This window comes from Xanthomonas melonis, assembly GCF_020783655.1.
In the GTDB taxonomy this organism is placed as follows: Bacteria; Pseudomonadota; Gammaproteobacteria; order Xanthomonadales; family Xanthomonadaceae; genus Xanthomonas; species Xanthomonas melonis.
The window spans coordinates 208930-230785 of the sequence record NZ_JAJGQH010000001.1; the positions used below are offsets into that span (position 1 = coordinate 208930).

The 21856-nt window shown below is 66.6% G+C and carries 20 protein-coding genes; 13 read left to right on the forward strand and 7 right to left on the reverse strand.

Annotation, left to right across the window (positions count from 1 at the left end):
- Window positions 1-92: 92 nt before the first annotated feature.
- Together LL964_RS00895 and LL964_RS00900 are read right to left on the reverse strand one after the other, a co-directional pair.
- Window positions 93-734 (reverse strand): response regulator, encoded by a 642-nt coding sequence (locus LL964_RS00895; RefSeq protein WP_104587017.1) that lies wholly within the window; start codon window positions 732-734, stop codon window positions 93-95.
- On the reverse strand, window positions 727-3831 hold the full coding sequence (locus LL964_RS00900; RefSeq protein WP_104587165.1) for a sensor histidine kinase: 3105 nt from the start codon (window positions 3829-3831) through the stop codon (window positions 727-729). The genes LL964_RS00895 and LL964_RS00900 overlap by 8 nt, the downstream gene beginning before the upstream one ends.
- Window positions 3832-4292: 461 nt before the next feature.
- Here LL964_RS00900 and LL964_RS00905 point away from each other — a divergent pair, with 461 nt between their 5' ends.
- The 6 genes from LL964_RS00905 to LL964_RS00930 all read left to right on the forward strand — a co-directional run bounded on the left by LL964_RS00905 (window position 4293) and on the right by LL964_RS00930 (window position 9529).
- Window positions 4293-4718, forward strand: coding sequence for a helix-turn-helix transcriptional regulator (locus LL964_RS00905; RefSeq protein WP_104587166.1), 426 nt, complete (start codon window positions 4293-4295; stop codon window positions 4716-4718).
- Window positions 4715-5371, forward strand: a complete 657-nt coding sequence (locus LL964_RS00910) for a hydrolase (protein WP_104587018.1) — start codon at window positions 4715-4717, stop codon at window positions 5369-5371. The genes LL964_RS00905 and LL964_RS00910 overlap by 4 nt, the downstream gene beginning before the upstream one ends.
- Window positions 5372-5582: 211 nt before the next feature.
- Window positions 5583-7424 (forward strand): amidohydrolase, encoded by a 1842-nt coding sequence (locus tag LL964_RS00915; RefSeq protein ID WP_208621419.1) that lies wholly within the window; start codon window positions 5583-5585, stop codon window positions 7422-7424.
- A gap of 82 nt (window positions 7425-7506) precedes the next feature.
- On the forward strand, window positions 7507-9141 hold the full coding sequence (locus LL964_RS00920) for an MFS transporter (protein ID WP_104587020.1): 1635 nt from the start codon (window positions 7507-7509) through the stop codon (window positions 9139-9141).
- A 2-nt stretch (window positions 9142-9143) separates the two neighbouring features.
- On the forward strand, window positions 9144-9374 hold the full coding sequence (locus LL964_RS00925) for a DUF1427 family protein (RefSeq protein ID WP_104587167.1): 231 nt from the start codon (window positions 9144-9146) through the stop codon (window positions 9372-9374).
- On the forward strand, window positions 9371-9529 hold the full coding sequence (locus tag LL964_RS00930) for a DUF1427 family protein (RefSeq protein WP_104587021.1): 159 nt from the start codon (window positions 9371-9373) through the stop codon (window positions 9527-9529). The genes LL964_RS00925 and LL964_RS00930 overlap by 4 nt, the downstream gene beginning before the upstream one ends.
- A gap of 283 nt (window positions 9530-9812) precedes the next feature.
- On the opposite strand, the gene LL964_RS00935 is transcribed toward LL964_RS00930, so the two are convergent.
- Together LL964_RS00935 and LL964_RS00940 are read right to left on the reverse strand one after the other, a co-directional pair.
- Window positions 9813-10637 (reverse strand): alpha/beta fold hydrolase, encoded by an 825-nt coding sequence (locus LL964_RS00935; RefSeq protein WP_104587168.1) that lies wholly within the window; start codon window positions 10635-10637, stop codon window positions 9813-9815.
- 500 nt (window positions 10638-11137) lie between these two features.
- Window positions 11138-12472, reverse strand: coding sequence for an Nramp family divalent metal transporter (locus LL964_RS00940; protein ID WP_104587022.1), 1335 nt, complete (start codon window positions 12470-12472; stop codon window positions 11138-11140).
- Between the two features lie 142 nt (window positions 12473-12614).
- Here LL964_RS00940 and mntR point away from each other — a divergent pair, with 142 nt between their 5' ends.
- The 3 genes from mntR (at window position 12615) to orn (ending at window position 14251) form a co-directional block, all read left to right on the forward strand.
- Window positions 12615-13082 carry a manganese-binding transcriptional regulator MntR gene (mntR, locus tag LL964_RS00945; RefSeq protein ID WP_104587023.1) on the forward strand — a complete coding sequence of 156 codons (468 nt, stop codon included), beginning with the start codon at window positions 12615-12617 and terminating at the stop codon, window positions 13080-13082.
- A 56-nt stretch (window positions 13083-13138) separates the two neighbouring features.
- The gene (tadA, locus tag LL964_RS00950; protein ID WP_104587169.1) at window positions 13139-13594 is read left to right on the forward strand and encodes a tRNA adenosine(34) deaminase TadA; all 456 of its coding nucleotides are present in this window, start codon (window positions 13139-13141) and stop codon (window positions 13592-13594) included.
- Between the two features lie 72 nt (window positions 13595-13666).
- Window positions 13667-14251, forward strand: a complete 585-nt coding sequence (gene orn, locus LL964_RS00955) for an oligoribonuclease (protein ID WP_104587024.1) — start codon at window positions 13667-13669, stop codon at window positions 14249-14251.
- Between the two features lie 170 nt (window positions 14252-14421).
- Here the strand turns inward: orn and LL964_RS00960 are convergent, their stop codons facing one another.
- Both LL964_RS00960 and ppsA read right to left on the reverse strand, forming a co-directional pair.
- Window positions 14422-15378 (reverse strand): mechanosensitive ion channel family protein, encoded by a 957-nt coding sequence (locus LL964_RS00960; RefSeq protein ID WP_104587025.1) that lies wholly within the window; start codon window positions 15376-15378, stop codon window positions 14422-14424.
- A complete protein-coding gene (gene ppsA / locus LL964_RS00965; RefSeq protein WP_104587026.1) occupies window positions 15378-17771 on the reverse strand; it encodes a phosphoenolpyruvate synthase in 2394 nt (797 codons plus the stop codon). The genes LL964_RS00960 and ppsA overlap by 1 nt, the downstream gene beginning before the upstream one ends.
- Window positions 17772-17913: 142 nt before the next feature.
- Between ppsA and ppsR the strand changes: the two genes are divergently transcribed.
- From ppsR to LL964_RS00980, 3 genes are all read left to right on the forward strand, one after another.
- Window positions 17914-18735 carry a posphoenolpyruvate synthetase regulatory kinase/phosphorylase PpsR gene (gene ppsR, locus LL964_RS00970; protein WP_104587170.1) on the forward strand — a complete coding sequence of 274 codons (822 nt, stop codon included), beginning with the start codon at window positions 17914-17916 and terminating at the stop codon, window positions 18733-18735.
- A gap of 192 nt (window positions 18736-18927) precedes the next feature.
- Window positions 18928-19437, forward strand: a complete 510-nt coding sequence (locus LL964_RS00975; RefSeq protein ID WP_104587027.1) for a DUF1249 domain-containing protein — start codon at window positions 18928-18930, stop codon at window positions 19435-19437.
- A gap of 200 nt (window positions 19438-19637) precedes the next feature.
- Window positions 19638-20126 carry an NUDIX hydrolase gene (locus LL964_RS00980; protein ID WP_104587028.1) on the forward strand — a complete coding sequence of 163 codons (489 nt, stop codon included), beginning with the start codon at window positions 19638-19640 and terminating at the stop codon, window positions 20124-20126.
- A gap of 195 nt (window positions 20127-20321) precedes the next feature.
- Here the strand turns inward: LL964_RS00980 and LL964_RS00985 are convergent, their stop codons facing one another.
- On the reverse strand, window positions 20322-21080 hold the full coding sequence (locus LL964_RS00985) for a 3-hydroxybutyrate dehydrogenase (protein ID WP_104587029.1): 759 nt from the start codon (window positions 21078-21080) through the stop codon (window positions 20322-20324).
- An 83-nt stretch (window positions 21081-21163) separates the two neighbouring features.
- Between LL964_RS00985 and LL964_RS00990 the strand changes: the two genes are divergently transcribed.
- Window positions 21164-21826 carry a CDP-alcohol phosphatidyltransferase family protein gene (locus LL964_RS00990; RefSeq protein WP_208621428.1) on the forward strand — a complete coding sequence of 221 codons (663 nt, stop codon included), beginning with the start codon at window positions 21164-21166 and terminating at the stop codon, window positions 21824-21826.
- Window positions 21827-21856: the final 30 nt, after the last annotated feature.

Genomic DNA, 21856 nt, shown 5'->3' on the forward strand with positions numbered 1-21856 from the left:
CGCCGAAGCGAGCGCGTGCGCTGTGTGCGTGGTTCCTGGCGCCGGCAGTCCGGCGTCTCGGGTTCGACTCGCAAGTCGCGGTCCGTCCCCGCTCAGGTGTCCAGCGACAGGATGCCGCGGCGCAGGGCCACCGTGACGGCATGCGTACGGTCGCGCACGCCCAGCTTGCCCAGGATGTTCTTCATATGCGCCTTGACCGTCTCTTCGGAGATCGCCAGGGCATTGCCGATCTGCTTGTTGGAACAGCCGGTGGCGACCAGGCTCAGTACTTCGGTCTCGCGGGCGGAGAGCGCATCGTCGAGTACATGCGCGGCGATGTTCTCGGCCACCGAGGCGGGCACCTGGCGGCGCTGACCGCGGCGCACGTCGCGAATGGTGTCGATCAGCTCGCGCCGCAGCGCGCTCTTGAGCAGGTAGCCGCAGGCGCCTGCCTGCAATGCGCGCACCGCACGCACGTCGCCGGTATAGGTGGTCAGCACGATGACCTTGGCCAGCGGGTCGACGCGGCGGATACGCTGGATGGCTTCCACGCCGTCCACGCGCGGCATCTGCAGATCCATCAGCACCACGTCGGGGCGCAGGCTGGCATAGCAGGCAACTGCCTGCTCGCCATCTTCGGCTTCGCCCACGACGCGCATGTCGCATTCGGCGGCCAGCATGGCGCTCAGGCCGTCGCGCAGCAGCGGGTGATCGTCCACCACCAGGACGTGGGTCGGTCGGACCAGTTCAGCCATCGCGGCGCTCCGTGGGTGATACGTGTCGAAATGGCCACCACCAGCGTGGCGGGCTGGCATAGGCGGTACGCGCGGGCAGTGCGATCTGGATTTCGGTGCCGCTGCCAGGACGCGACCACAACTGCATCTTGGCGCCGATCCGCTGCGCGCGTTCCTGCATGCCGGTCAGCCCCCAGTGCCCGGTGCGGGCGTGACCATGCAAGACATCCGGATCCAGGCCGCGGCCATCGTCGCGGATGCGCATGACGAAGTCACGTGAACCGTAACGCAGTTCCAGCGCGATGCGGCTGGCGTTCGCATGCCGGTCGGCATTGGCCAGGGCTTCGCGGCCCAGTTGGAACAATTCGTCGGCCACCAGCGGACGCAGCGCCATCACCCGTCCTTGCACCGACACCTGCAGCTCGGCCGCGCGCGCTGACACGCTCGCGCTGCGGGCGCGTTGCAACGCTGCAGCAAGCCCTTCGCGCAGGCCGTGGCTGTCGCGCAGGCCGTTGACCCGTTCGCGGCCTTCGACCAGCGCGGTCTCGGCCAGATCCACCGCATGTTCCAGCTCGCGCCGGCGCGGGTCGTCGCAGGGCAGCGACCGGCTGGCGACATGCAGGCGCAGGATCAGCCCCTGGGTACCCTGCAGCAGGGTGTCGTGCAGTTCGCGGGCGATGCGCTCGCGTTCGCGATAGCGCTCTTCCAGGCGCGCGCGCAGCCGGCCGGCCACATGCCGGGTGCGCAGGCGCCAGGCGACCGCAAGCGCGAGCAGCGCGGCCAGGACGCCACAGAGCCTGAACTGCCAGGTCTGCACGAACGCGGCATCGATGACGAAGTCCAGCGTGTCGCCACGTTCGTTCCAGACGCCATCGTCGTTGGCGGCGACGATACGGAAGCGATACCGTCCCGGCGCAAGATTGGTATAGAACGCCTCGTTGCGATTGCCGGCGTCCTGCCATTGCGCGTCGACACCTTCGAGGCGGTAGCGAAAGCGCACCCGTTCGGGCCGGGTCAGGCTGACCGCGTCGTACCCGATGCGCAGGCGGTCGGTCCATTGCGGCAGGTGCAGGCCTTGCGTGCGCGGGTAGGGCCGATCGTTGGCCACCACATCGGTAATGAAGACATCCGGTGCGGTGGGGTTGCGGTGGGTCTGCTCGGGGTCCAGCCAGGCCAGGCCTTGATTGGTGGTGAACCACAACAGGCCATCGGCAGCGGCGTGGGCGGTGGGTACCGGCGAAGCCTGTTGGGCGACGCCGGGCAAGCCGTCCAGGGTGTCGTACACGCGCAGCGCGGGGCTGACCACGCCGGTGCGGACGCTGTCCTGCAGGGCGCGTTGCGGCAGTTGCACCACGCCGCGGTTGCCGTTCAACCACAGCGTGCCGCGGCGATCCTGCACGATGCCGGTGATGCCTTGCAGGAGCGGATCGGCCTGGTCGGCCACCCGACGGAAGCGACCATCGGCGCCGAGCGCGGCCAGGCCGGTTTCGCCGGCGACCAGCGTGAGTGCGGCGCTGTGCCAGATCGCAGTGATCGGGCCGACCGCCAGACCCTGCCTGGCCCCATACCGCTTCGGTCGCCGGCCCTGCAGCATCCGCACCTCACCGTTGACGGTGCCCACCCACAGGCTGCCGTCGGGTGCGATGGTCAGTACCGAACAGGCGGTGTCCTGCGCATCGGCGAGCGGCAGCCAGCGTTGGCCATCGAAGACGGCTGGGCCACTGGCGTCGGGGCATACCCATGGACGGCGGCGGTCATCGACTGCGAATGCGCGGATGGCTCCGGTCGGCACGTCATGCGGCAGCGTCACCCTGTGCGGACGGCCATCCTGGACGTGCAGCAGCGACTGTTCCCCGAGCACCCAGGCATCGAGATCGGGCGGGATGGCCAGCGCGGTGGTCCGCGTGTCTGGCGACGCGGCGCGCTGCAGTCGCGCGAGGCGCTCGCGGCTCAGCGCCAGCAGGCGCCCATCGCGCAGGCTGGCCAGCAGCGGGCGCGACGAAGTGCCTGGCAATGCTTCGAAGGTGGCCACCGCCATGGCCTGGCCTGGCAGCAACGGCGCCAGAGGAAGCAATGCGCGGTGCCGGAAGCGGTTGAGTCCCAGGTTGGTGCCCGCCCACAGATTGCCTTCGCGATCTTCCAGCAAGGGCCCGGCAGTGGCCGAGGTCAGCCCCTGCGCAGCGCTGAAGCGTTCCGGTCTGGCGCCGGGCGCCGCAGGTGTGGCGATGCGGAACAGCCCGTGCGCGGCGTAATCGCTACCCCACAACGCGCCATCGCGCATGAAGCGGATGCGCCGTGCGAACAGCCCGGGAAATGCGGGCCGTGCGCGCGCGTTCGCCGGCAGCAGCGCACCGCGTGTATCGGTCAGTGCGAACACGCCACGCGACGGGTCGGCGACCCACACCGCACCGTCCGGGCTTTCGGCCAGGGTGGCGTAGTGGCCAACGCTCTGGCCGCTGGGGGCAAACCGTGCCGCACCCGGCCACAGCGACAGAATCTGCACCCCGTCGCTGACCCACAGCACGCCGCGGCGATCGCGCAGCAGCCACTGCGCGCGATCGCGCAAGTAGCCCCATTCCGGGCCGGCACGATGCCAGCGCTTGCCGTCGAACCAGCACAGGCCGCCGTCGCTGGCTGCCCACAGCCGTCCGCTGCCATCGCGCTCGATCCGGAACACCATGCCGGCCGGCACGTCCTTGCCGGCGGCGAAATGGGTGAGGTGGCCGTCGGCCAGGCGGTCGATGCCGGCGTTGAAGTAGCCGATCCAGGCCGTGCCGTCCGGCTGCAACGACAGCGCGGTCATGTTGTGCGAGGCGTAGGTCTGGCCGACCGGCGGCGCCTGCCGGGTGAAATGTTCGCCGTCGAACTGGAACAGACCGAAACCGGTCGCCAACCACAGGGGGCCGGTATCGGCTTGCTGGATGTCCCAGATATCGGCCGGCGCGCCGCGCTCGGTGCTCCAGGCGGTGTGATGGAATTGCAGCAGTCCCGCGCGACCGGAGGCGACGCCGGCCGCCTGTGCGGGCGCGCACGCCAGTAGGCAGGCGCACAGCATTGCCCATATCGCAACACGCAGGCGAGACGATGCTGGCGATGGAATGACAGGCTCATGCGGCATCGCGGCATTGTCGGGCGAGATCGAGGGAAGCACCAACACCTCTTTCGGGGGAGCGACGTGGACCGCCCGATCGGTTACGCAGGTGGCGGGCGATTGCATCGCGCGGCGGCTGGCTGTCGCGCAGCGTGCGTGCGCTACCAGGCGGGTGCACTGTCGGCGGTGGAAGCGGAGCGGCATCGTGGAGGTGCTCAATGGCGGTGGCGTTCGCCTGTCTGCCGTGTTGCGGAATGCATCGGTGCCAGGCGCCGCATCGCACCGAACGCCGATGTTGCCAGCAGCGCTCGGGCCGGCGTTGCCATCGCGATTGGCACACGCCCGCCCCCCGAAAGAGTGAGCGATCGGCCTCACCATCAGGGGTGGGGCGATCGGCTTGGCCGCCGCACCATGGCCGCATTCCTTACCAGAGACGCCGTATGGCAGGTCCGTTTCTCGCTGTGCGTCCCGACGCAGAGGTTGGCTGCATGTCGTTGCCGCATGCCACGCGGGCACGCGCCGTGGCCAGGGCGCTGCACTACATCGACACGCATCTGTGCGAGCCCATCTGCGTGACGCAACTGGCTGGCGCTGCGTGCATGAGCCGCTTCCATTTCGCACGCGTGTTCCGTGAGGCGACCGGCGCCAGCCCCATGGAGTATCTGCGCCAGTGTCGGCTCGAGCGCGCGCAGGCAATGCTTCGCGAGGGCCGCCACACCATCAGCCAGATCGCCACCGACCTGTGCTTCTTCGACCAGAGCCACTTCGTGCGCAGCTTCCGCAACGCCACCGGCTGCACGCCGGCACGCTTCGCTGCGCGAGTGGCCATCGATAACGGCTCAAGCGCATTCCAGGCGTCGGCACCGCGGTGCACTGCGCCTGGCTTTTCCCCTTCCCTGGAGCACCCGACATGAGCATCGCCACCGCCGTTCCCGGCAAAACCCTGTTGTCTCCCGGCGATCACGCCCTGATCCTGATCGATCATCAGTCGCAGATGGCGTTCGCCACGCACACCATCGACATCTCGGCGCTGCGCAACAACGTCGCCTTGATCGCCAAGGGCGCCAAGGGTTTCGAGGTCCCGGTGATCCTGACGACAGTGGCGGAGAAGTCCTTCTCCGGACCGTTGTTTCCCGAATTGCCGGAGATCTTCCCGGGTGAGCCGGTGCTGGACCGCACCAGCATGAATGCCTGGGAGGACCAGGCGGTGATCGATCGCGTCAACAGGATCGGCAAGCAACGCCTGGTCATCGCCGGGCTGTGGACCAGCGTTTGCATCGTCGGGCCGACGCTGTCGGCGATCGAGCAGGGCTTCGAGGTCTATGTCGTCACCGATGCCTGCGGCGATGTCAGCGACGAAGCGCACGAACGCGCGGTGGCCCGCATGCAGCAGGCCGGTGCGGTGCCGATCACCAGTGTGCAATATCTGCTGGAGCTGCAGCGCGATTGGGCGCGCGGCGACACCTACGAGCTCACTACCGGCATCGCACGCGCGCACGCCGGCGGCTATGGCATCGGCATCCAGTACGCCAAGAGCATGTTCGGCGCGCAGGAAGGCGGGCATTGAGCGCATCCACAGCACGCGGCATGCATGGCCCTGCGGCGGCGCTGCCGATGCTGCGTCTTGCCGACGGCGGATTCCTGCGCAGGCGCGGTGCGACATGACCGGCAGCGCAAGCGATCACGATCCCGGACGCCGCCGATGGATGCAGGGGGCAGCGGCGGGTCTTGCGTTGGGCGCGTTGCCCGCGACGTCGTCTGCCGAGAGGACAGTGCCGATGGTTGATCTTGTCGTTCGCAATGCACGCATCACGACGCTCGATCCACGCTTGCCCGGCGCCACAGCGCTTGCGGTGGCCAATGGCCGCATCGTGGCAGTGGGTGACGACGCGCAGATCATGGCAATGGCCGATGGCGCCCAGGTCATCGATACGCAGGGGCGGCGCCTGCTGCCCGGGCTCAACGACAGTCATACCCATCTGATCCGCGGCGGGCTCAACTACAACTTGGAACTGCGCTGGGATGGCGTGCGTTCGTTGGCCGATGCAATGGCCATGCTGAAAGCCCAGGTCGACCGCACACCGGCCCCGCAGTGGGTGCGCGTGGTCGGTGGCTTCACCGCGCATCAGTTCGTTGAAAAGCGTCTGCCGACGCTGGACGACATCAATGCGATTGCGCCGGAGACACCGGTATTCCTGCTGCATCTGTACGACCGCGCGTTGCTCAATCGCGCCGCCTTGCGCGCCTGCGGTTATGACAGGATCACACGCGATCCGCCTGGCGGCCACATCGAGCGCGACAAGCTGGGCAATCCCACCGGCCTGTTGCTGGCCAAGCCCAACGCGCTGATCCTGTATGCAAGCCTGGCCAAGGGACCGCGCCTGCCGCTGGAATACCAGGCCAATTCCACCCGCCATTTCATGCGCGAACTCAACCGGCTGGGCATCACGTCGGTGATCGATGCCGGTGGTGGCTTCCAGAACTATCCGGAGGATTACCAGGTCATCGAGCAGCTGCATGCGGCCGATCAGCTGAGCGTGTGTATCGCCTACAACCTGTTCACCCAGAACAAGGGCAAGGAGGTGGCCGACTTCCGCGGCTGGACCGAGCTGCTGCCCGTGCGCAAGGGCGACGATCTGCTGCGCCACAACGGCGCCGGCGAAATGCTGGTGTTCTCTGCTGCCGATTTCGAGCAGTTCAGCGCGCCGCGCCCGGAGCTGCCGCCGGAGCTGGAACCCGAGCTGGAACAGGTGGTACGGCTGCTGGCGGAAAAGCGTTGGCCGTTCCGTATCCATGCCACCTACGACGAGAGCATCGGGCGCATTCTTGATGTCTACGAGAAGGTCAATGCCGACATACCGTTCGATGGCCTGCACTGGTTCATCGATCATGCCGAGACCATCACGCCACGCAATATCGATCGCATCCGCGCCTTGAATGGCGGTATCGCCGTGCAGCACCGCATGGCCTACCAGGGCGAGGCCTTCGTGCAGCGCTACGGCGTGCAGGCGGCCCGGCAGACGCCGCCGATACGCCGCATGCTGGCCGCAGGAGTTGCGGTGGGCGCCGGCACCGATGCCACCCGCGTGGCCAGCTACAACCCGTGGGTGGCGCTGTCGTGGCTGGTCACCGGGCGTACCGTGGGCGGGATGGCCCTGTATGGCGAAGAAAACCTGCTCGATCGCGAGCAGGCCTTGCGGTTGTGGACGCAGGGCAGTGCCTGGTTCTCCGGCGACGAGTCGCACAAGGGCACTCTGGCGGCGGGCCAACTGGCCGATTTCATCGTGTTGTCGGACGATTACTTTCGGGTCGACGATGCCGCCATTGCCGATATCACCAGTGTGCTGACCGTCATGGGGGGACGGGTGGTGCACGGCGCTGGCGACTTCGCCGCGCTGGCGCCGAGTCTGCCGCCGGCCATGCCGGACTGGTCGCCGGTCAACCGGTTCGGGGGGTATCAGGCCAGCCACAGCGTAGGCACGCTGGCCGGTACCGCGCATCGACACGGCAGCGGCTGTTCTGCGCATGGGCCGCATCGACATGCCGCGCACCATGCCGCGCCCAGCGGCGATCTGCGTGGATTCTGGGGAGCGCTGGGCTGCTCGTGTTTCGCCTTCTGATGCGGGCCATTGCTTGCCGCCGCGTGCATGCCCGGTCTGTTGCCGGGATCGTCTGTGCGGTGTCCATTGGAGCCTTGCCGCGATGATTTCTACTAGCACGCCAACCGATGGCGGCGCCTGGACTCCGCTGCGCGAGCCGATCTTCCGTGCGTTGTGGCTGGCGATCCTGGGCAGCAATATCGGTACCTGGATCAACGATGTCGCCGCCTCCTGGGTGATGGCCGGGCAAACCGGCTCGCCGCTGATGGTGGCGGCGGTGCAGGCGGCTACCACCTTGCCAGTGGTGCTGTTCGCGCTGGTCGCAGGGACGCTGGCCGATAGCGTCGACCGTCGCCGCTACCTGCTGCTGACCCAGGGCTGGATGTTGCTGGTGGCCGGCGTACTGGCCTTGTTGGCGCAACTGCAGTTGCTGACACCTTGGGTGTTGGTGGGCTTGACGTTTGCGATGGGTGTGGGCGCGGCGATGGCGATGCCGGCGCAGGCAGCGATCGTCTCGGAACTGGTGCCACGCCCGATGCTGGCATCAGCGGTGGCGCTCAATTCGATCGGCATGAACATTGCGCGTTCGATCGGCCCGGCGATCGGCGGCCTGATCGTGGCGCAGTTCGGTCCTCCCTGGGCCTTTCTGCTCAACGGTGCGACGTTCGGCTTGATGTGGCTGGTGTTGTGGCGCTGGCGTCGCGACGCGCATGCCTCGACACTGCCGCCGGAAAGCTTTGGCACCGGCCTGCGCGCCGGTCTGCGTTATGCCGCGCACGCTGGCCGGCTGCAGGCAGTGTTGATCAAGGCCGCCGGCTTCTTCCTGTTTGCCAGTGCGTTGACCGCCTTGCTGCCGTTGGTCGTTCGCCGCGACATGCAACTGGGCGCCGGCAGCTACGGCATCTTGCTGGGCTGCATTGGTATCGGCGCCATTGGCGGCGCCTTGTTGCTGCCGCGCCTGCGGGCGCGCTATGACCGCGATGTGCTGGTGTTCGTCGCCACGCTGGTCTGCGCGGTCTCGCTGCTTGGGCTGGCACTGTCGCGCCAGATCGCGGTGCTGTGCGCGGTGATGGTGGTCAATGGGCTGGCCTGGATCGCGGTGCTGTCGTCATTGCAGATCGCCGCGCAGACTGCCGTGCCCGCCTGGGTGCGTGCGCGCGCGTTGTCGCTGTACATCGTGGTGTTCTCGGCCGGCATGGCAGCCGGCTCGCTGATCTGGGGAGCACTGGCGCAACGCACCTCGATCGCGGTTGCCCTGCAGATCGCTGCCGCAGGCGCGGTGATTGCGGCGCTGCTGGTCAAGCGTGCCCGCATCGCCGGTACCGAGCAGCAGGATCTGACGCCGGGTGGTCATTGGCCGGCACCGGCGCAGGTGGAAGCGGTCGATCACGATCGTGGACCGGTCCTGGTGACGGTGGAATACCACATCGCTGCCGAGGCACGCGCGGTCTTCGTGCACCTGATGACGCAACTGGGCAATGCGCGGCGGCGCGACGGAGCAGTGGTCTGGGGTATCGCCGAAGACGCGGCCACTCCGGGCGTGCAACTGGAATACTTCATCGTTGCCTCGTGGCTGGAGCACCTGCGCCAGCACGAGCGCGTCAGCGGCGACGATCGCCAGCTGCAGGAGCAGATCCGTGCACTGCATCAGGGCGAGCGCGCCCCGTTGGTCCGTCATTTTGTCGGCGGTGGTGGGATCGGCGTGCCGCCGCACGCGCATTCGGAACCGCTGAGATGACGGTGAACTGGAAACTTGTCATCGGCCTGGCGCTGGGGATGGCCATTGGTTCCGGATGCCGGATCGCAGGAATTCCATCGCCTGCGCCGACGGCATTCGTGGGCGCGCTACTGGTATTGGCAATGACCTGTGGCTATGTGCTGGCGGACCGCTTCATGGCCAGGCGCGCCGCACGCAACCTGCGGCATTGCGGTGGGCCAAGCGGCCGTCCGCCCGGACAGGGCGAGGCGTGAGCATGGCCGTGGTCGGTGTATTGCTGGCGTTACTGATCGGCGTCGGCTGCCGCATGCTGGACCTCCCATTGCCCGCACCGCCACGCCTGACTGGCGCGTTGCTGGTGGTCGCGATGAGCGGCGGTTTCATCCTTGCGGATTGGGTGTTGCGCTAGGTCGTCGCCATCGCTGACGCCCAGTCCTTGTGCGATCGGGCTCCCAGGTGGCCAATGACGCGCTTCGGGCCGCGCAGCCTGGCCGATCGCACCGCGCGTCCTGCCGACCTTGCGTCGCTTATCGCGGTCTCTTTGCGGCGAAAGCATCTGCGTGGCCCGGCGCACACGTAGCGCCGATTGCGCACGGTTCGAACGCGCGGCCCGGCCTGCGTCGCCATCGGCCAAACCTAAAGCAAAGGCCGACTCTCGCGAGCCGGCCTGCGTGGTTGCCCTGTTGCGGCAATCAGGCCTTTGCGAACGCCAGCAGATCCTTGTTGAACTGATCGGCATGCGTGACGGTCAGCCCGTGCGGCGCGCCGGCATAGATCTTCAGCTCGGCATGCTTGATGATCTTGGACGACAGCTTGGCCGACGCATCGATCGGCACGATCTGATCGTCGTCGCCATGCACCACCAGCGCCGGCACATCGATCTTCTTCAGGTCGGGGGTGTAGTCGACTTCGGAGAATTCGCGGATGCAATCGTACTGGCCTTTGTGGCCGCCCAGCATGCCCTGCAGCCAGAACGCATCGCACATGCCCTGGGTGACCTTGTGGCCATCGCGGTTGGCGCCGAAGAACGGTGTGGTCAGGTCCTGGTAGAACTGCGAACGGTCCTTGGCCACGCCCTCGCGGATGCCGTCGAACACGCTCATCGGCAAACCGCCGGGATTGGTCGGGCTCTTGACCATCTGCGGCGGCACTGCGCCGACCAGCACCACCTTGGCCACGCGCTTGCTACCGTGACGACCCACGTAGTGCGCCACTTCGCCGCCGCCGGTGGAATGGCCGACCAGGATCGCGTCCTTCAGGTCCAGCGCCTCGATCACTGCCGCCAGGTCGTCGGCATAGGTGTCCATGTTGTTGCCGTCCCAGGTCTGGCTGGAGCGGCCGTGGCTACGACGATCGTGCGCGATCACGCGGTAGCCGTGCTGGCCCATGAACAGCATCTGCGGATCCCAGGCATCGCCGCTGAGCGGCCAACCATGCGCGAATACGACTGGCTGGCCTTTGCCCCAGTCCTTGTAAAAGATGTTGGCGCCGTCGGGGCGTTTGACGAAATTCGACATCGGGTTGACTCCGTGGGTGGACGAGTGGGACGAGGCGACAGGAACTGGCGGGAGAGCGGCGGCAGTCGCCAATGCGGGCAGCGACAACGCTGCCACGGCGGCCGTGCTGGAGACGAGAAAGTTGCGGCGGCCGGCGTCGACCGGATGCGCCTGGGACGTATCCATAGGAACTCCTGAGGGAGAGGGCATGCAGCGGCAGTCGCATGACGCGATGCAGGCCATTGGCGCATGCGCCACGTGGGTGACGCAGGTCGGGGACATGCCGGTGCATGCGGGAAGTAGACCGCTTCCGGCGGCGGTGCAGATTGCACCTGCGTGCGCTCTGTGCGACGCGGCTGCGCCGTTGCAGATCAGGTCGATCGACGCAACCGGAAGTATGCGAGGAATCGCTGCGCATCCCGCACCGGGCCATTGCTGGTATTCGCCATGATGACCGCTGCACGCTATTGATCGGCTGTTTGCCGGGGACGAGCGATGGCAGCGTGACGCGCTTGCCGGGATCAGTGCAGTGCGGTGTCCCACAGCAGCTTGACGTTCAAGGCCACGATCACCGTTGCAATCACCCACGCCATGCGCACCAGCCATGCCGGCGCCACCAACGCGCCCATCAGTTGGCGGTCGGAGACGAACCGCACCAGCGGTATCACCGCGAACGGCAACTGCATCGACAGCACCACCTGGCTCAGGACCAACAGCCGCGCGGTGCCGGCCTCGCCGTACATCCAGGTCACCATCACCACCGGCACGATGGCGATGCCGCGGGTCAGCAGGCGGCGCTGCCATGCCGGCAGCTGCAGCTGCAGGAATCCTTCCATCACGATCTGCCCAGCCAGGGTGGCGGTTACGGTGGAGTTGATGCCCGAAGCGAGCAGGGCGACCGCAAACAGGGTCGAGGCCAGGCCCACACCCAGCATCGGCGCGAGCAGGGCGTGCGCCTGCTCGATTTCCTGCACATCGGTGCGGCCCTGCGCATGGAACACCGCTGCCGCCAGGATCAGGATGGAGGCGTTGATGAACAGCGCGAACATCAATGCCACCGTGCTGTCGGTGACCGCCCAGCGCAGTGCAGAGCGGCGTCCCGCATCATTGCGCGGGTAGGCGCGCGTCTGCACGATCGACGAATGCAGATACAGGTTATGCGGCATCACCGTCGCACCGATGATGCCGATGGCCAGATACAGCGCCTGTGGGTCGGTCACCACCTGGGCGCGCGGAACGAAGCCGCCCAGCACGGCCGCGACCGGTGGCGCTGCCAGCGCGATCTGGATGCCGAAACAGACGAAGATGATCAGCAGCAAGGCCATGACGAAGGCCTCCAGCGCGCGGAAGCCGCGGTTCATCAGCAGCAGCACCAGCACCACGTCCACCGCGGTGATGATCGCGCCCAGGGTCAGCGGGATACCGAACAGCAGTTTCAACGCGATCGCGGTGCCGATCACCTCGGCCAGGTCGCAGGCGATGATCGCCAGCTCGCACAGGACCCATAGCGAGAGGTTCGCCGGGCGCCGATAACGCGCACGGCATGCCTGCGCCAGATCCAGCCCGGTCGCGATGCCCAGCCGCGCCGACAGGCTCTGCAGCACGATCGCCATGATGTTGGAGAGCAGGATCACCGACAGCAGCAGGTAGCCGAACTGCGAACCGCCGGCCAGATCGGTGGCCCAGTTGCCCGGATCCATGTAGCCCACCGACACCATATAGCCGGGGCCGAGAAAGGCCAGCAGCCGGTACCACCAGTGCCCCCTGCGGGGTACGGCGACACTGGAGTGGTGGTCGCCGAGGCCCCCATCGGCGTGGGCGGGCGAGCGGGCGGGAGCGAGCTTGTCGGCGTGCATACGGAGTGGCAGGGCGCAGTCGGCCGAATGATATAGCAATTGCTATGCTATTGAGCATTGGCAAACCCAATCGTAATGATCGGTCGCGTGCTTCACACTAGTGCCTGGGGCACCGATGCCGGGCGCAATCACGAGGACGAGGGTGGGCAAGAGCGAGAAGCTGGAGGCGGCCGCGCCGTCCCTGATCGATGCGCAGGTGCATGTGGAGAGCTTCCGCCAAGTGCGCGAGGCGCGCCGGGCAGAGCTGGTCGAGGACTACGTGGAGCTGATCTCCGATCTGTTGGTGGACGGTGGCGAGGCACGTCAGGTCGACATCGCCGCGCGTCTGGGCGTGGCCCAGCCCACCGTGGCCAAGATGCTCAAGCGACTGGTGCGCGATGGATGGGTGGTGCAGCGCCCGTACCGCGGCGTGTTCCTGACCCCGGCGGGTGAGGCGTTGGCCGCGTCCAGCCGCCAGCGACACCAGATCGTCGAGCGCTTCCTGCTGGCCCTGGGTATCGATGAGGCCACCGCGCGCCGCGACGCCGAGGGCATCGAGCACCATGTCAGCGAAGCCACCGTGGCGGCCTTCGCCGCTTTCCTGGATCGGCAGGGCGGCAGCGGGGCGTGAGCGTATCGCCCGATGGCCCCGTCGATCACGCGCCGCTGCCGGCGGATCAGCAGTGGATGCGGCATGCCTTGCAGCTGGCCGAGCGTGCCGAGCGCGACTATGACGAGATTCCGGTCGGCGCGGTGCTGATCGACGCGCAGGGCCAGCTGCTGGGCGAAGGCTGGAATCTCAACATCGCCAGCCACGACCCAAGCGCGCACGCCGAGATCGTGGCGATGCGCGAGGCAGGGCGCCGCCTGGCCAATCACCGGCTGCTCGGCTGCACGCTGTATGTCACCCTGGAGCCATGCGCGATGTGCGCCATGGCCATGATCCATGCGCGCATCGCGCGGGTGGTGTTCGCGGCCAGCGATCCCAAGACCGGCGCCTGCGGCAGCGTGTTCGACCTGTTGGCCGACCCGCGCCACAACCACCGCGTGCAGGTGGTCGGCGGCGTGCTGGCAGCCGAGGCGAGCCTGCGGCTGACCAATTACTTTCGGGCCAAGCGCGGCAAGCCGCCGCTGCTGCCTTGAGCCACATGGGCGCGGTATGATGCGCGCCCTTTCCAGCACTCGGCCGGCGACGGCCTTCCACAGGACGGCGACATGGCAGACACCCTTGCAGGCAACGACCGACTGATCTGGATCGATCTGGAAATGACGGGCCTGGATACCGACCAGGATTCCATCATCGAGATCGCCACCATCGTGACCGATGCGCAGTTGAACGTGCTTGCCGAAGGGCCCGAACTGGCCATCGCCCACCCGCTGGCGACGCTGGAAGCGATGGACGAGTGGAACCGCAATCAGCACCGTCGCTCGGGTCTGTGGCAGCGCGTGCTCGACAGCCAGGTCACCCATGCGCAGGCCGAAGCGCAGACGGTGGCCTTCCTGAGCGAATGGATCCGCGCCGGCGCTTCGCCGATGTGCGGCAACTCGATCTGCCAGGATCGCCGCTTCCTGCACCGCCAGATGTCGCGGCTGGAGCGCTACTTCCATTACCGCAACCTGGACGTGTCCACCATCAAGGAACTGGCGCGGCGCTGGGCGCCGACGGTGGCCAATGGATTCGCCAAGAGCTCGGCCCACACCGCCCTGAGCGACGTGCGCGATTCCATCGACGAACTGCGGCACTACCGGCAGTTCATGGGCGCGCTGGGCGGCGACGCCGCCGCCGGGGTGGAGGGCTGAGCGCCAGGCGCACTCCCGCTTGCGTTGGGGGTGGCCGCGCTCCAGCCTCAACAGGCGTGAGCGCCAACGTTCGGGCCGAACGAGCGCAGTCGCTGCCGGATCGGATCTGAGCCGATAGAAAAAGCCGCATCTTTCGATGCGGCTTTCTTGTCTCGATCGACTGGTCGCGCTCACCGCGCCAGTGGCGGCCCCTTGGTGAGATCGCCGTCGTCGGTGATGCCCTTGAGCAGCAGATCGGAGAGCGGCTTGCCGTCGGCATCGTGGTGATACACGTGCAGATCGCGCTGCGGATACGGGATATGCAGCCCGTTCTCCAGCAGTTGCGTGCGGATCTGCTCCAGCGTGGTGCTCTTGGCCGCACCGAAATTGCCGTTGGTGGCATAGGCGAACAACATCAGGTCGACCGTGCTTTCGCCCAGGTTGGTGACCTGCACGAATGGCGCCGGCGACTCCAGGATGTTCGGATTGTCCTTGGCGATCTGCAGCAACAGCTGTTGCGCCTTCTTCAGATCGTCGTCGTAGCCCACACCGACCGTCACGTCCAGGCGGCGGTTGGGCAGGGTGCTGTAGTTGATGATGGGGGCGGTGGTGATCGTGCTGTTGGGCAGGGTGATCATGCGTTCGTCGAAGGCGCGTAGCCGGGTCTGGAAGATCCGGATCTCGTCGACGATGCCTTCCTGCCCGGCGATCACCACATGGTCGCCATCGCGCATCGGCCGCAGCACGATCAGCATGACGCCGGCAGCGATGTTGGACAGCGAGTCCTTCAATGCCAGACCGACCGCGAGGCCGGCCGCACCCAGGACCGCGATCAACGAGGTGGGGGGCACGCCGATCTGGCTCAAGGCGCTGACGAAGACCAGCACCAGCAGCAACGCATACGCCACGTTGCGCAGGAAGTTGGTCAGCGTGGTTTCGATCCGTGCGCGCGTGAGCGCGCGATGCAGCCACTGGCTCAGCTGCTTGGCCAGCCACATGCCGATCACCACGATCAGCAGCGCCAGCCCGCAGTTGAGGGCGTACTGCGCCCAGTTCACGCTCGACCAGTCGAAGGCCGGCGACTTCGCCGCCGGCTTGGCAGCCGCTGCTCCCGCAGCGACCGCCGTCATTGCACCCAACAGTCCCATCAGCTCTCGCTCTTGAGCTTGGCCAGCCGCAGCCAGGTATCGACCACGGTGTCAGGATTCAGCGACACCGACTCGATGCCTTCCTGCATCAGCCACTCGGCCAGTTCCGGGTGATCCGACGGCCCCTGGCCGCAAATACCGACGTACTTGCCTTTGGCACGCGCCGACTTGATCGCCATCGACAGTAGCTTCTTCACCGCGAGATTTCGCTCGTCGAACAGGTGCGCCACGATCGACGAATCGCGGTCCAGGCCCAGGGTGAGCTGGGTCAGGTCGTTGGAGCCGATCGAGAAGCCGTCGAAGATCTCCAGGAATTCATCGGCCAGCAGCGCGTTGGACGGCAGCTCGCACATCATGATGATCTTCAGGCCCGGCTTTCCATCGGCACCGTCGCCCTGCTTGAGCCCGTTCTGCTCCAGCACCTCGATCACCTTGCGGCCTTCTTCCAGCGTACGCACGAACGGGATCATCACCCAGAGGTTGTCCAGGCCCATCTCGTTACGCACCTTCAACACCGCCTTGCACTCCAGCGCGAACGCCTTGGCGAAGGACGGATCGACGTAACGGCTGGCGCCGCGGAAGCCGATCATCGGGTTTTCTTCGTGCGGCTCGTAACGCGAGCCGCCGATCAAATTGGCGTACTCGTTGGACTTGAAGTCCGACAGCCGCACGATCACCGTGTTCGGCGCCACCGATGCCGTCAGCGTGGCGATGCCCTCGGCCAGGCGGTTGACGTAGAAGCTCACCGGGTCGCCATAGCCGGCGATCTTGGCATCGATCTTCTTGCGCACCTCCGCATCCTGCTTGTCGTACTCCAGCAGGGCGTTCGGGTGGATGCCGATATGCGCGGCGATGATCATCTCCAGGCGCGCCAGGCCGATGCCGGCGTTGGGCAGCTGGCCGAAGTCGAACGCGCGTTCCGGGTTGGCCACGTTCATCATGATCTTGAGCGGGGCAGGCGGCATGTTGCCCAGGTCGGTGGTGGTGCGCTCGAACGGCAGCAAGCCATCGTAGATGAAGCCGGTGTCGCCCTCGGCGCAGCTCACCGTGACCTGCTGGCCATCGCTGATCGCATCGGTGGCATTGCCCGAGCCGACCACGGCCGGTACGCCCAGTTCGCGCGCGATGATCGCCGCGTGGCAGGTGCGGCCGCCGCGGTTGGTGACGATGGCCGAGGCGCGCTTCATCACCGGCTCCCAGTCGGGGTCGGTCATGTCGGCGATCAGCACATCGCCCGGCTGCACGCGATTCATGTCCTCCAGCGAGCGCACCACGCGCGCGACGCCGCTGCCGATCTTGGCGCCGACTGCGCGGCCTTCGACCAGCACCTTGGCGTCCTTCGCATCCAGCGCGAAACGCTCGATCTGGGTGGCATGGCTACGCGACTTCACCGTTTCCGGACGTGCCTGCACGATGAACAGCTTGCCGCTGACACCGTCCTTGGCCCACTCGATATCCATCGGGCGGCCGTAATGCTTCTCGATCACCAGGGCCTGTTTGGACAGTTCCTGCACGTCTTCGTCGCTGATCGAGAAGGTGCTGCGCAGCTCTGCCGGCGTGTCTTCGATGCGCACGCGCTCGCCCGGAACGTCCGAATACACCATGCGGATCGCCTTGCTGCCGAGCGCGCGGCGCAGGATGGCCGGCTTGCCGGCGGTCAGCGTGGGCTTGTAGACGTAGAATTCGTCCGGGTTGACCGCGCCTTGCACCACCATTTCGCCCAGGCCGAAGCTGGAGGTGACGAACACTACGTCGCGGAAACCGGACTCGGTGTCCAGCGTGAACAGCACGCCTGACGACCCCACACCCGAACGCACCATCAGCTGCACGCCAGCCGACAGGAACACGTCCTCGTGCTTGAAACCGTGGTGCACGCGGTAGGCGATCGCGCGGTCGTTGTAGAGGCTGGCGAAGACTTCCTTGACCTTGTGCACGACATCGTCGGCGCCGGTCACGTTGAGGAAGGTTTCCTGCTGGCCAGCGAACGAGGCGTCCGGCAGGTCTTCGGCAGTGGCCGAGGAACGCACCGCCACCGCGACCTCACCGCCGCCGTTCTCGGCGCACAGCGTGTCGTAGGCGGCGCGGATGTCGCGATCCAGTTCCGGCTGCAGCGGCGCATCGATGACCCAGCCGCGAATCTCCTTGCCGGCTGCGGTGAGCGCATTGACGTCTTCGACATCCAGCGTTTCGAGCTTGTCGAAGATGCGCTTGGACAGGTCGTTGTGCGCGATGAAGTCCTTGAATGCCTCGGCAGTGGTCGCATATCCACCGGGAACCGAGACGCCCAGCCCGGCCAGGTTGCCGATCATCTCGCCGAGCGAGGAGTTCTTACCGCCTACGCGGGCCAGATCGGCCAGGCGTAGCTCATGCAACCACAGGATATTCTCGTTCAAGCGCGATGCTCCGTATGGCCATCGCCCGAGCGGGCTGGATGGCCGCGTCCGTAGGAAGAAGCCGCTATGATGCAGTGCACAGCGGAATCTGCACAAGCATGAACCCGTAAGTTTTGGACACCAGTTCAAAGAGGTGGTCTTGATGTCAACAATCCGGCCGGTGTTCTACGTCTCCGATGGAACCGGTATCACCGCTGAAACCATTGGGCATAGCCTGCTCACCCAGTTCAGCGGATTCAACTTCGTCACCGACCGCATGTCGTTCATCGATGATGCAGAAAAAGCGCGCGATGCCGCCATGCGGGTGCGCGCCGCAGGCGAGCGGTACCAGGTGCGCCCGGTGGTGGTCAATTCGTGCGTCGATCCACAATTGAGCATGATCCTGGCCGAAAGTGGCGCGCTGATGCTGGATGTGTTCGCGCCCTTCATCGAGCCGCTCGAGCGCGAGCTCAATGCGCCACGTCACTCGCGGGTCGGGCGGGCACACGGCATGGTGGACTTCGAGACCTACCATCGCCGCATCAACGCGATGAACTTCGCGCTGAGCCACGACGATGGCATTGCGCTCAACTACGACGAGGCCGACGTGATCCTGGTCGCGGTGTCGCGTGCGGGCAAGACCCCGACCTGCATCTATCTGGCCTTGCATTACGGCATCCGTGCCGCCAACTACCCGTTGACCGAAGAGGATCTGGAAGACGAACGGCTACCGCCGCGGCTGCGCAACTACCGCAGCAAGCTGTTCGGCCTGACCATCGATCCGGAACGCCTGCAGCAGATCCGTCAGGAACGTCGCGCCAATTCGCGTTACAGCGCGGCGGAGACCTGCCGGCGCGAGGTGTCGATGGCAGAGCGCATGTTTCAGATGGAGCGCATTCCGTCGCTCAGCACCACCAACACCTCGATCGAGGAGATCTCCAGCAAGGTGCTGTCGACCCTGGGGCTGCAACGCGAGATGTTTTGAGGAGCCGGCATTGGCGGGGCGGGATTCGGGATCGGGCAAACGAGCGGCGCGTTCGCCATCCGGAGGCTGTCGCGATTGGTTGGACGGCCTGCTGGCAAGCAAGCGGGCGGGGCAGTGCTCTGCCAAGTTAGGCCCGTCGTCCGGGCCTCGTCAATGCTGCCGGTGCGGCAGCGCAGCGTGTAGGATCGGTGCATGGCCCAAGCATTGAGCAAACTGGACATCATTCCCCGCCTGAGCCGGTTCGGTTGGCTGATGGGCCTGTATGCAGAGAATTTCCAGCACCTGACCCGGCTGTTCGCGCCGGCCGACCTGGCGCCGGGGTCTTATCTGTCCTCGATCGGGGATGGACTGGACCTGCGCCTGGATGTGATCGAGTGTCACCGCTACACCGTCGAGCTGCGCCTGACCTACGACCTGTGCGATCCGGTGACCGGCGAGCCCGACCCGTCGGCCTATGTGCGCCTGTACCGCGATGCGCGTCAGGCCGAGACCACACATTGCTATGTCGGACGTCGCTGGCAGGACGTCATGGGCATGTTCCCGCCTCCGGCAGAGCTGATCAGCCACCGGATGCGCATGAACACCTTCCTGGGCAAATGGCTGGAATATCTGGCCGAGCGCGGGCATGGCGTGGCCACGCTGCGGCTGGACAGCGAACACGTCGCCCCGCCGCGTCCGGGCGCGCAGGCCGCAGTCGGCTGAGCCTCGCCCGGCGGCTCGCCGACTGTCCAGGCGAGCACGACCGGTGATTCACTCCTGCAATGCTCAGGCTTGCCCTGATGGGCCCACCCGCGTTTGCTGGATCGCGCATCGCATCGTCCCAAGCGTGGTGCAGCCGTCCTGTGCCGCTCGTTGAGGCGCCGCATCGGTCATACTGCCGCGCTTTGCGTCCGATCTCTGCCATGCCCTATACCCCGATCGTCGCCACGCTGGGTTACCTGTTGTCGCCGGACGGCACGCAGGTGCTGATGATCCACCGCAATGCCCGCCCGGGGGATCAGCAGCTGGGCAAGTACAACGGGCTCGGCGGCAAGGTCGAGCCGGACGAAGACGTGCTGGCCTGCATGCGCCGCGAAATCCGCGAGGAGGCCGGCGTGGAATGCGGCGACATGCAATTGCGCGGCACCATCAGCTGGCCCGGCTTCGGCAAGCACGGCGAGGATTGGCTGGGCTTCGTGTTCCTGATCCGCAGCTTCGAGGGCACGCCGCAGGCATCCAACCACGAAGGCACGCTGGAATGGATTTCCCTTGCGCAGATGGATCGGGTGCCGATGTGGGAAGGCGACCGCAACTTCCTGCCGCTGGTGTTCGACGGCGATCCGCGCCCGTTCCACGGGGTCATGCCGTATCGCGACGGGCGCATGCAGTCGTGGAGTTATTCGCGGATCTGACGCAGTGGCATCGGCCGGAGCAGCGATGCAGCTGCGGCCGACGCCGCGCGGCAGGTCAACGACCTTGCCAGCCGCTGCAGCACAGGGTTTTCCACATCGCCTGTGGATGGACGCTGCGCAAGTCTGTGGACAACTGCAGCTGCCCCTTGCGCCGCAACGCTTGCGAAGCGGGTGGCGAAAATTTCACCAGTGCCGTCATTGGGCGGTCCAGCCGCCATCGATGGCGATGGCTTGCCCGGTGATGTTGCGCGCGGCATGCGACATCAGGAAGGCCACCGTACCGGCCAGTTCGTCGTACTCGATGAAGGCGCCCTTGGGCATCGGCTTGAGCATCACATCGCGGACCACGTCGTCTTCGGCGATGCCGCGCGTGCGCGCCTGGTCGGCGATCTGACGCTCCACCAGCGGCGTGCGGACATAGCTCGGGCACAGTGTATTGACCGTGATGTCGCAATCGGCCGTCTCCAGCGCAACGACCTTGGCCAGGCCGACCAGGCCATGCTTGGCGGCGACGTAGGCGCTCTTGTAGGGGCTGGCGACCAGCGAGTGGATGCTGCCGATATTGACGATGCGTCCGTAGCCGGCGGCGCGCATGCCGGGCAGCAGCGCGCGGCTCAGGCGCGCGGCGCCGGTCAGCATCACGTCCACCAGCAGCGCCCAGCGCTGCATCGGGAACGCTTCCAGCGCGGCCACCTGTTGCAGGCCGGCATTGTTCACCAGCACCTGCGGCGCACACGATGCGGCAGCCAGCGCCTGCGCGATGCTGTGCTCGTCGCTCACGTCCAGCACGAGCGCCTCGGCCGAACCACCGGTGCTGCGCAGTTGCCGGGCGGTTCGTTCGGCGGCGGCCAGATCCTGGTCGCTGACCAGCAGGTGATGGCCTGCGTCGGCCAGATGGGCGGCGATGCCGGCGCCGATGCCACTGCCGGCGCCGGTGATCAGGATATTGCGCATTGGGGTCCTCGCAGGGCGGGGCGCTGCCAGGAGCGGCCGCGCGGATCGCCAGCCTAGCCGAGTGCGCCGCCACGGTCGCCTGCATGGCGCGCGCGCGTTACCCTTTGCGCCTCGCTTTCCTCGGGTCCCGCATGAAACGCCATTTTTCGATGCTGCGCGATTTCCAACTCGCAGACTGGTTCACCCTGGCCAACGCCTTTTGCGGTACCGGGGCGATCTTCGCGGCGATGCGCTTTCTGCAGGAAGGCCACCGCGGCGATCTGCTGCTGGGGATGGCATTGATCCCGCTGGCCTTCGTCTTCGATGCGCTGGACGGCCACGTGGCGCGCTGGCGCAAGGCGTCCTCCACACTGGGCCGGGAACTGGACTCGCTGGCCGACGTGATCTCCTTCGGCGTGGCGCCGGCCGCGCTCGGTTATGCCTGCGGCATGCGTGGCGGCTGGGACTGGCTGGTGCTGAGCTATTTCGTCTGCTGCGGCGTGAGCCGGCTGGCGCGCTATAACGTCACTGCCGAAGAGATCGCCGGCGATGCCGACAAGGTGCCTTACTTCGAGGGCACGCCGATTCCGACCAGCCTGGTGCTGGTGATCCTGCTGGCGGTGGCCGCCAGCATCGGCCATATTGGCGATGCCCTGTGGTGGGGGCAGTGGCAGCTGGGTCCGTGGCAATTCCATCCACTGGTGCTGCTGTTCGCGCTTTCCGGCTCGTTGATGATCAGCAAGACACTGCGCATCCCCAAGCCCTGACCGGCAAGGCCCGGCGCACGCGGTAGGATG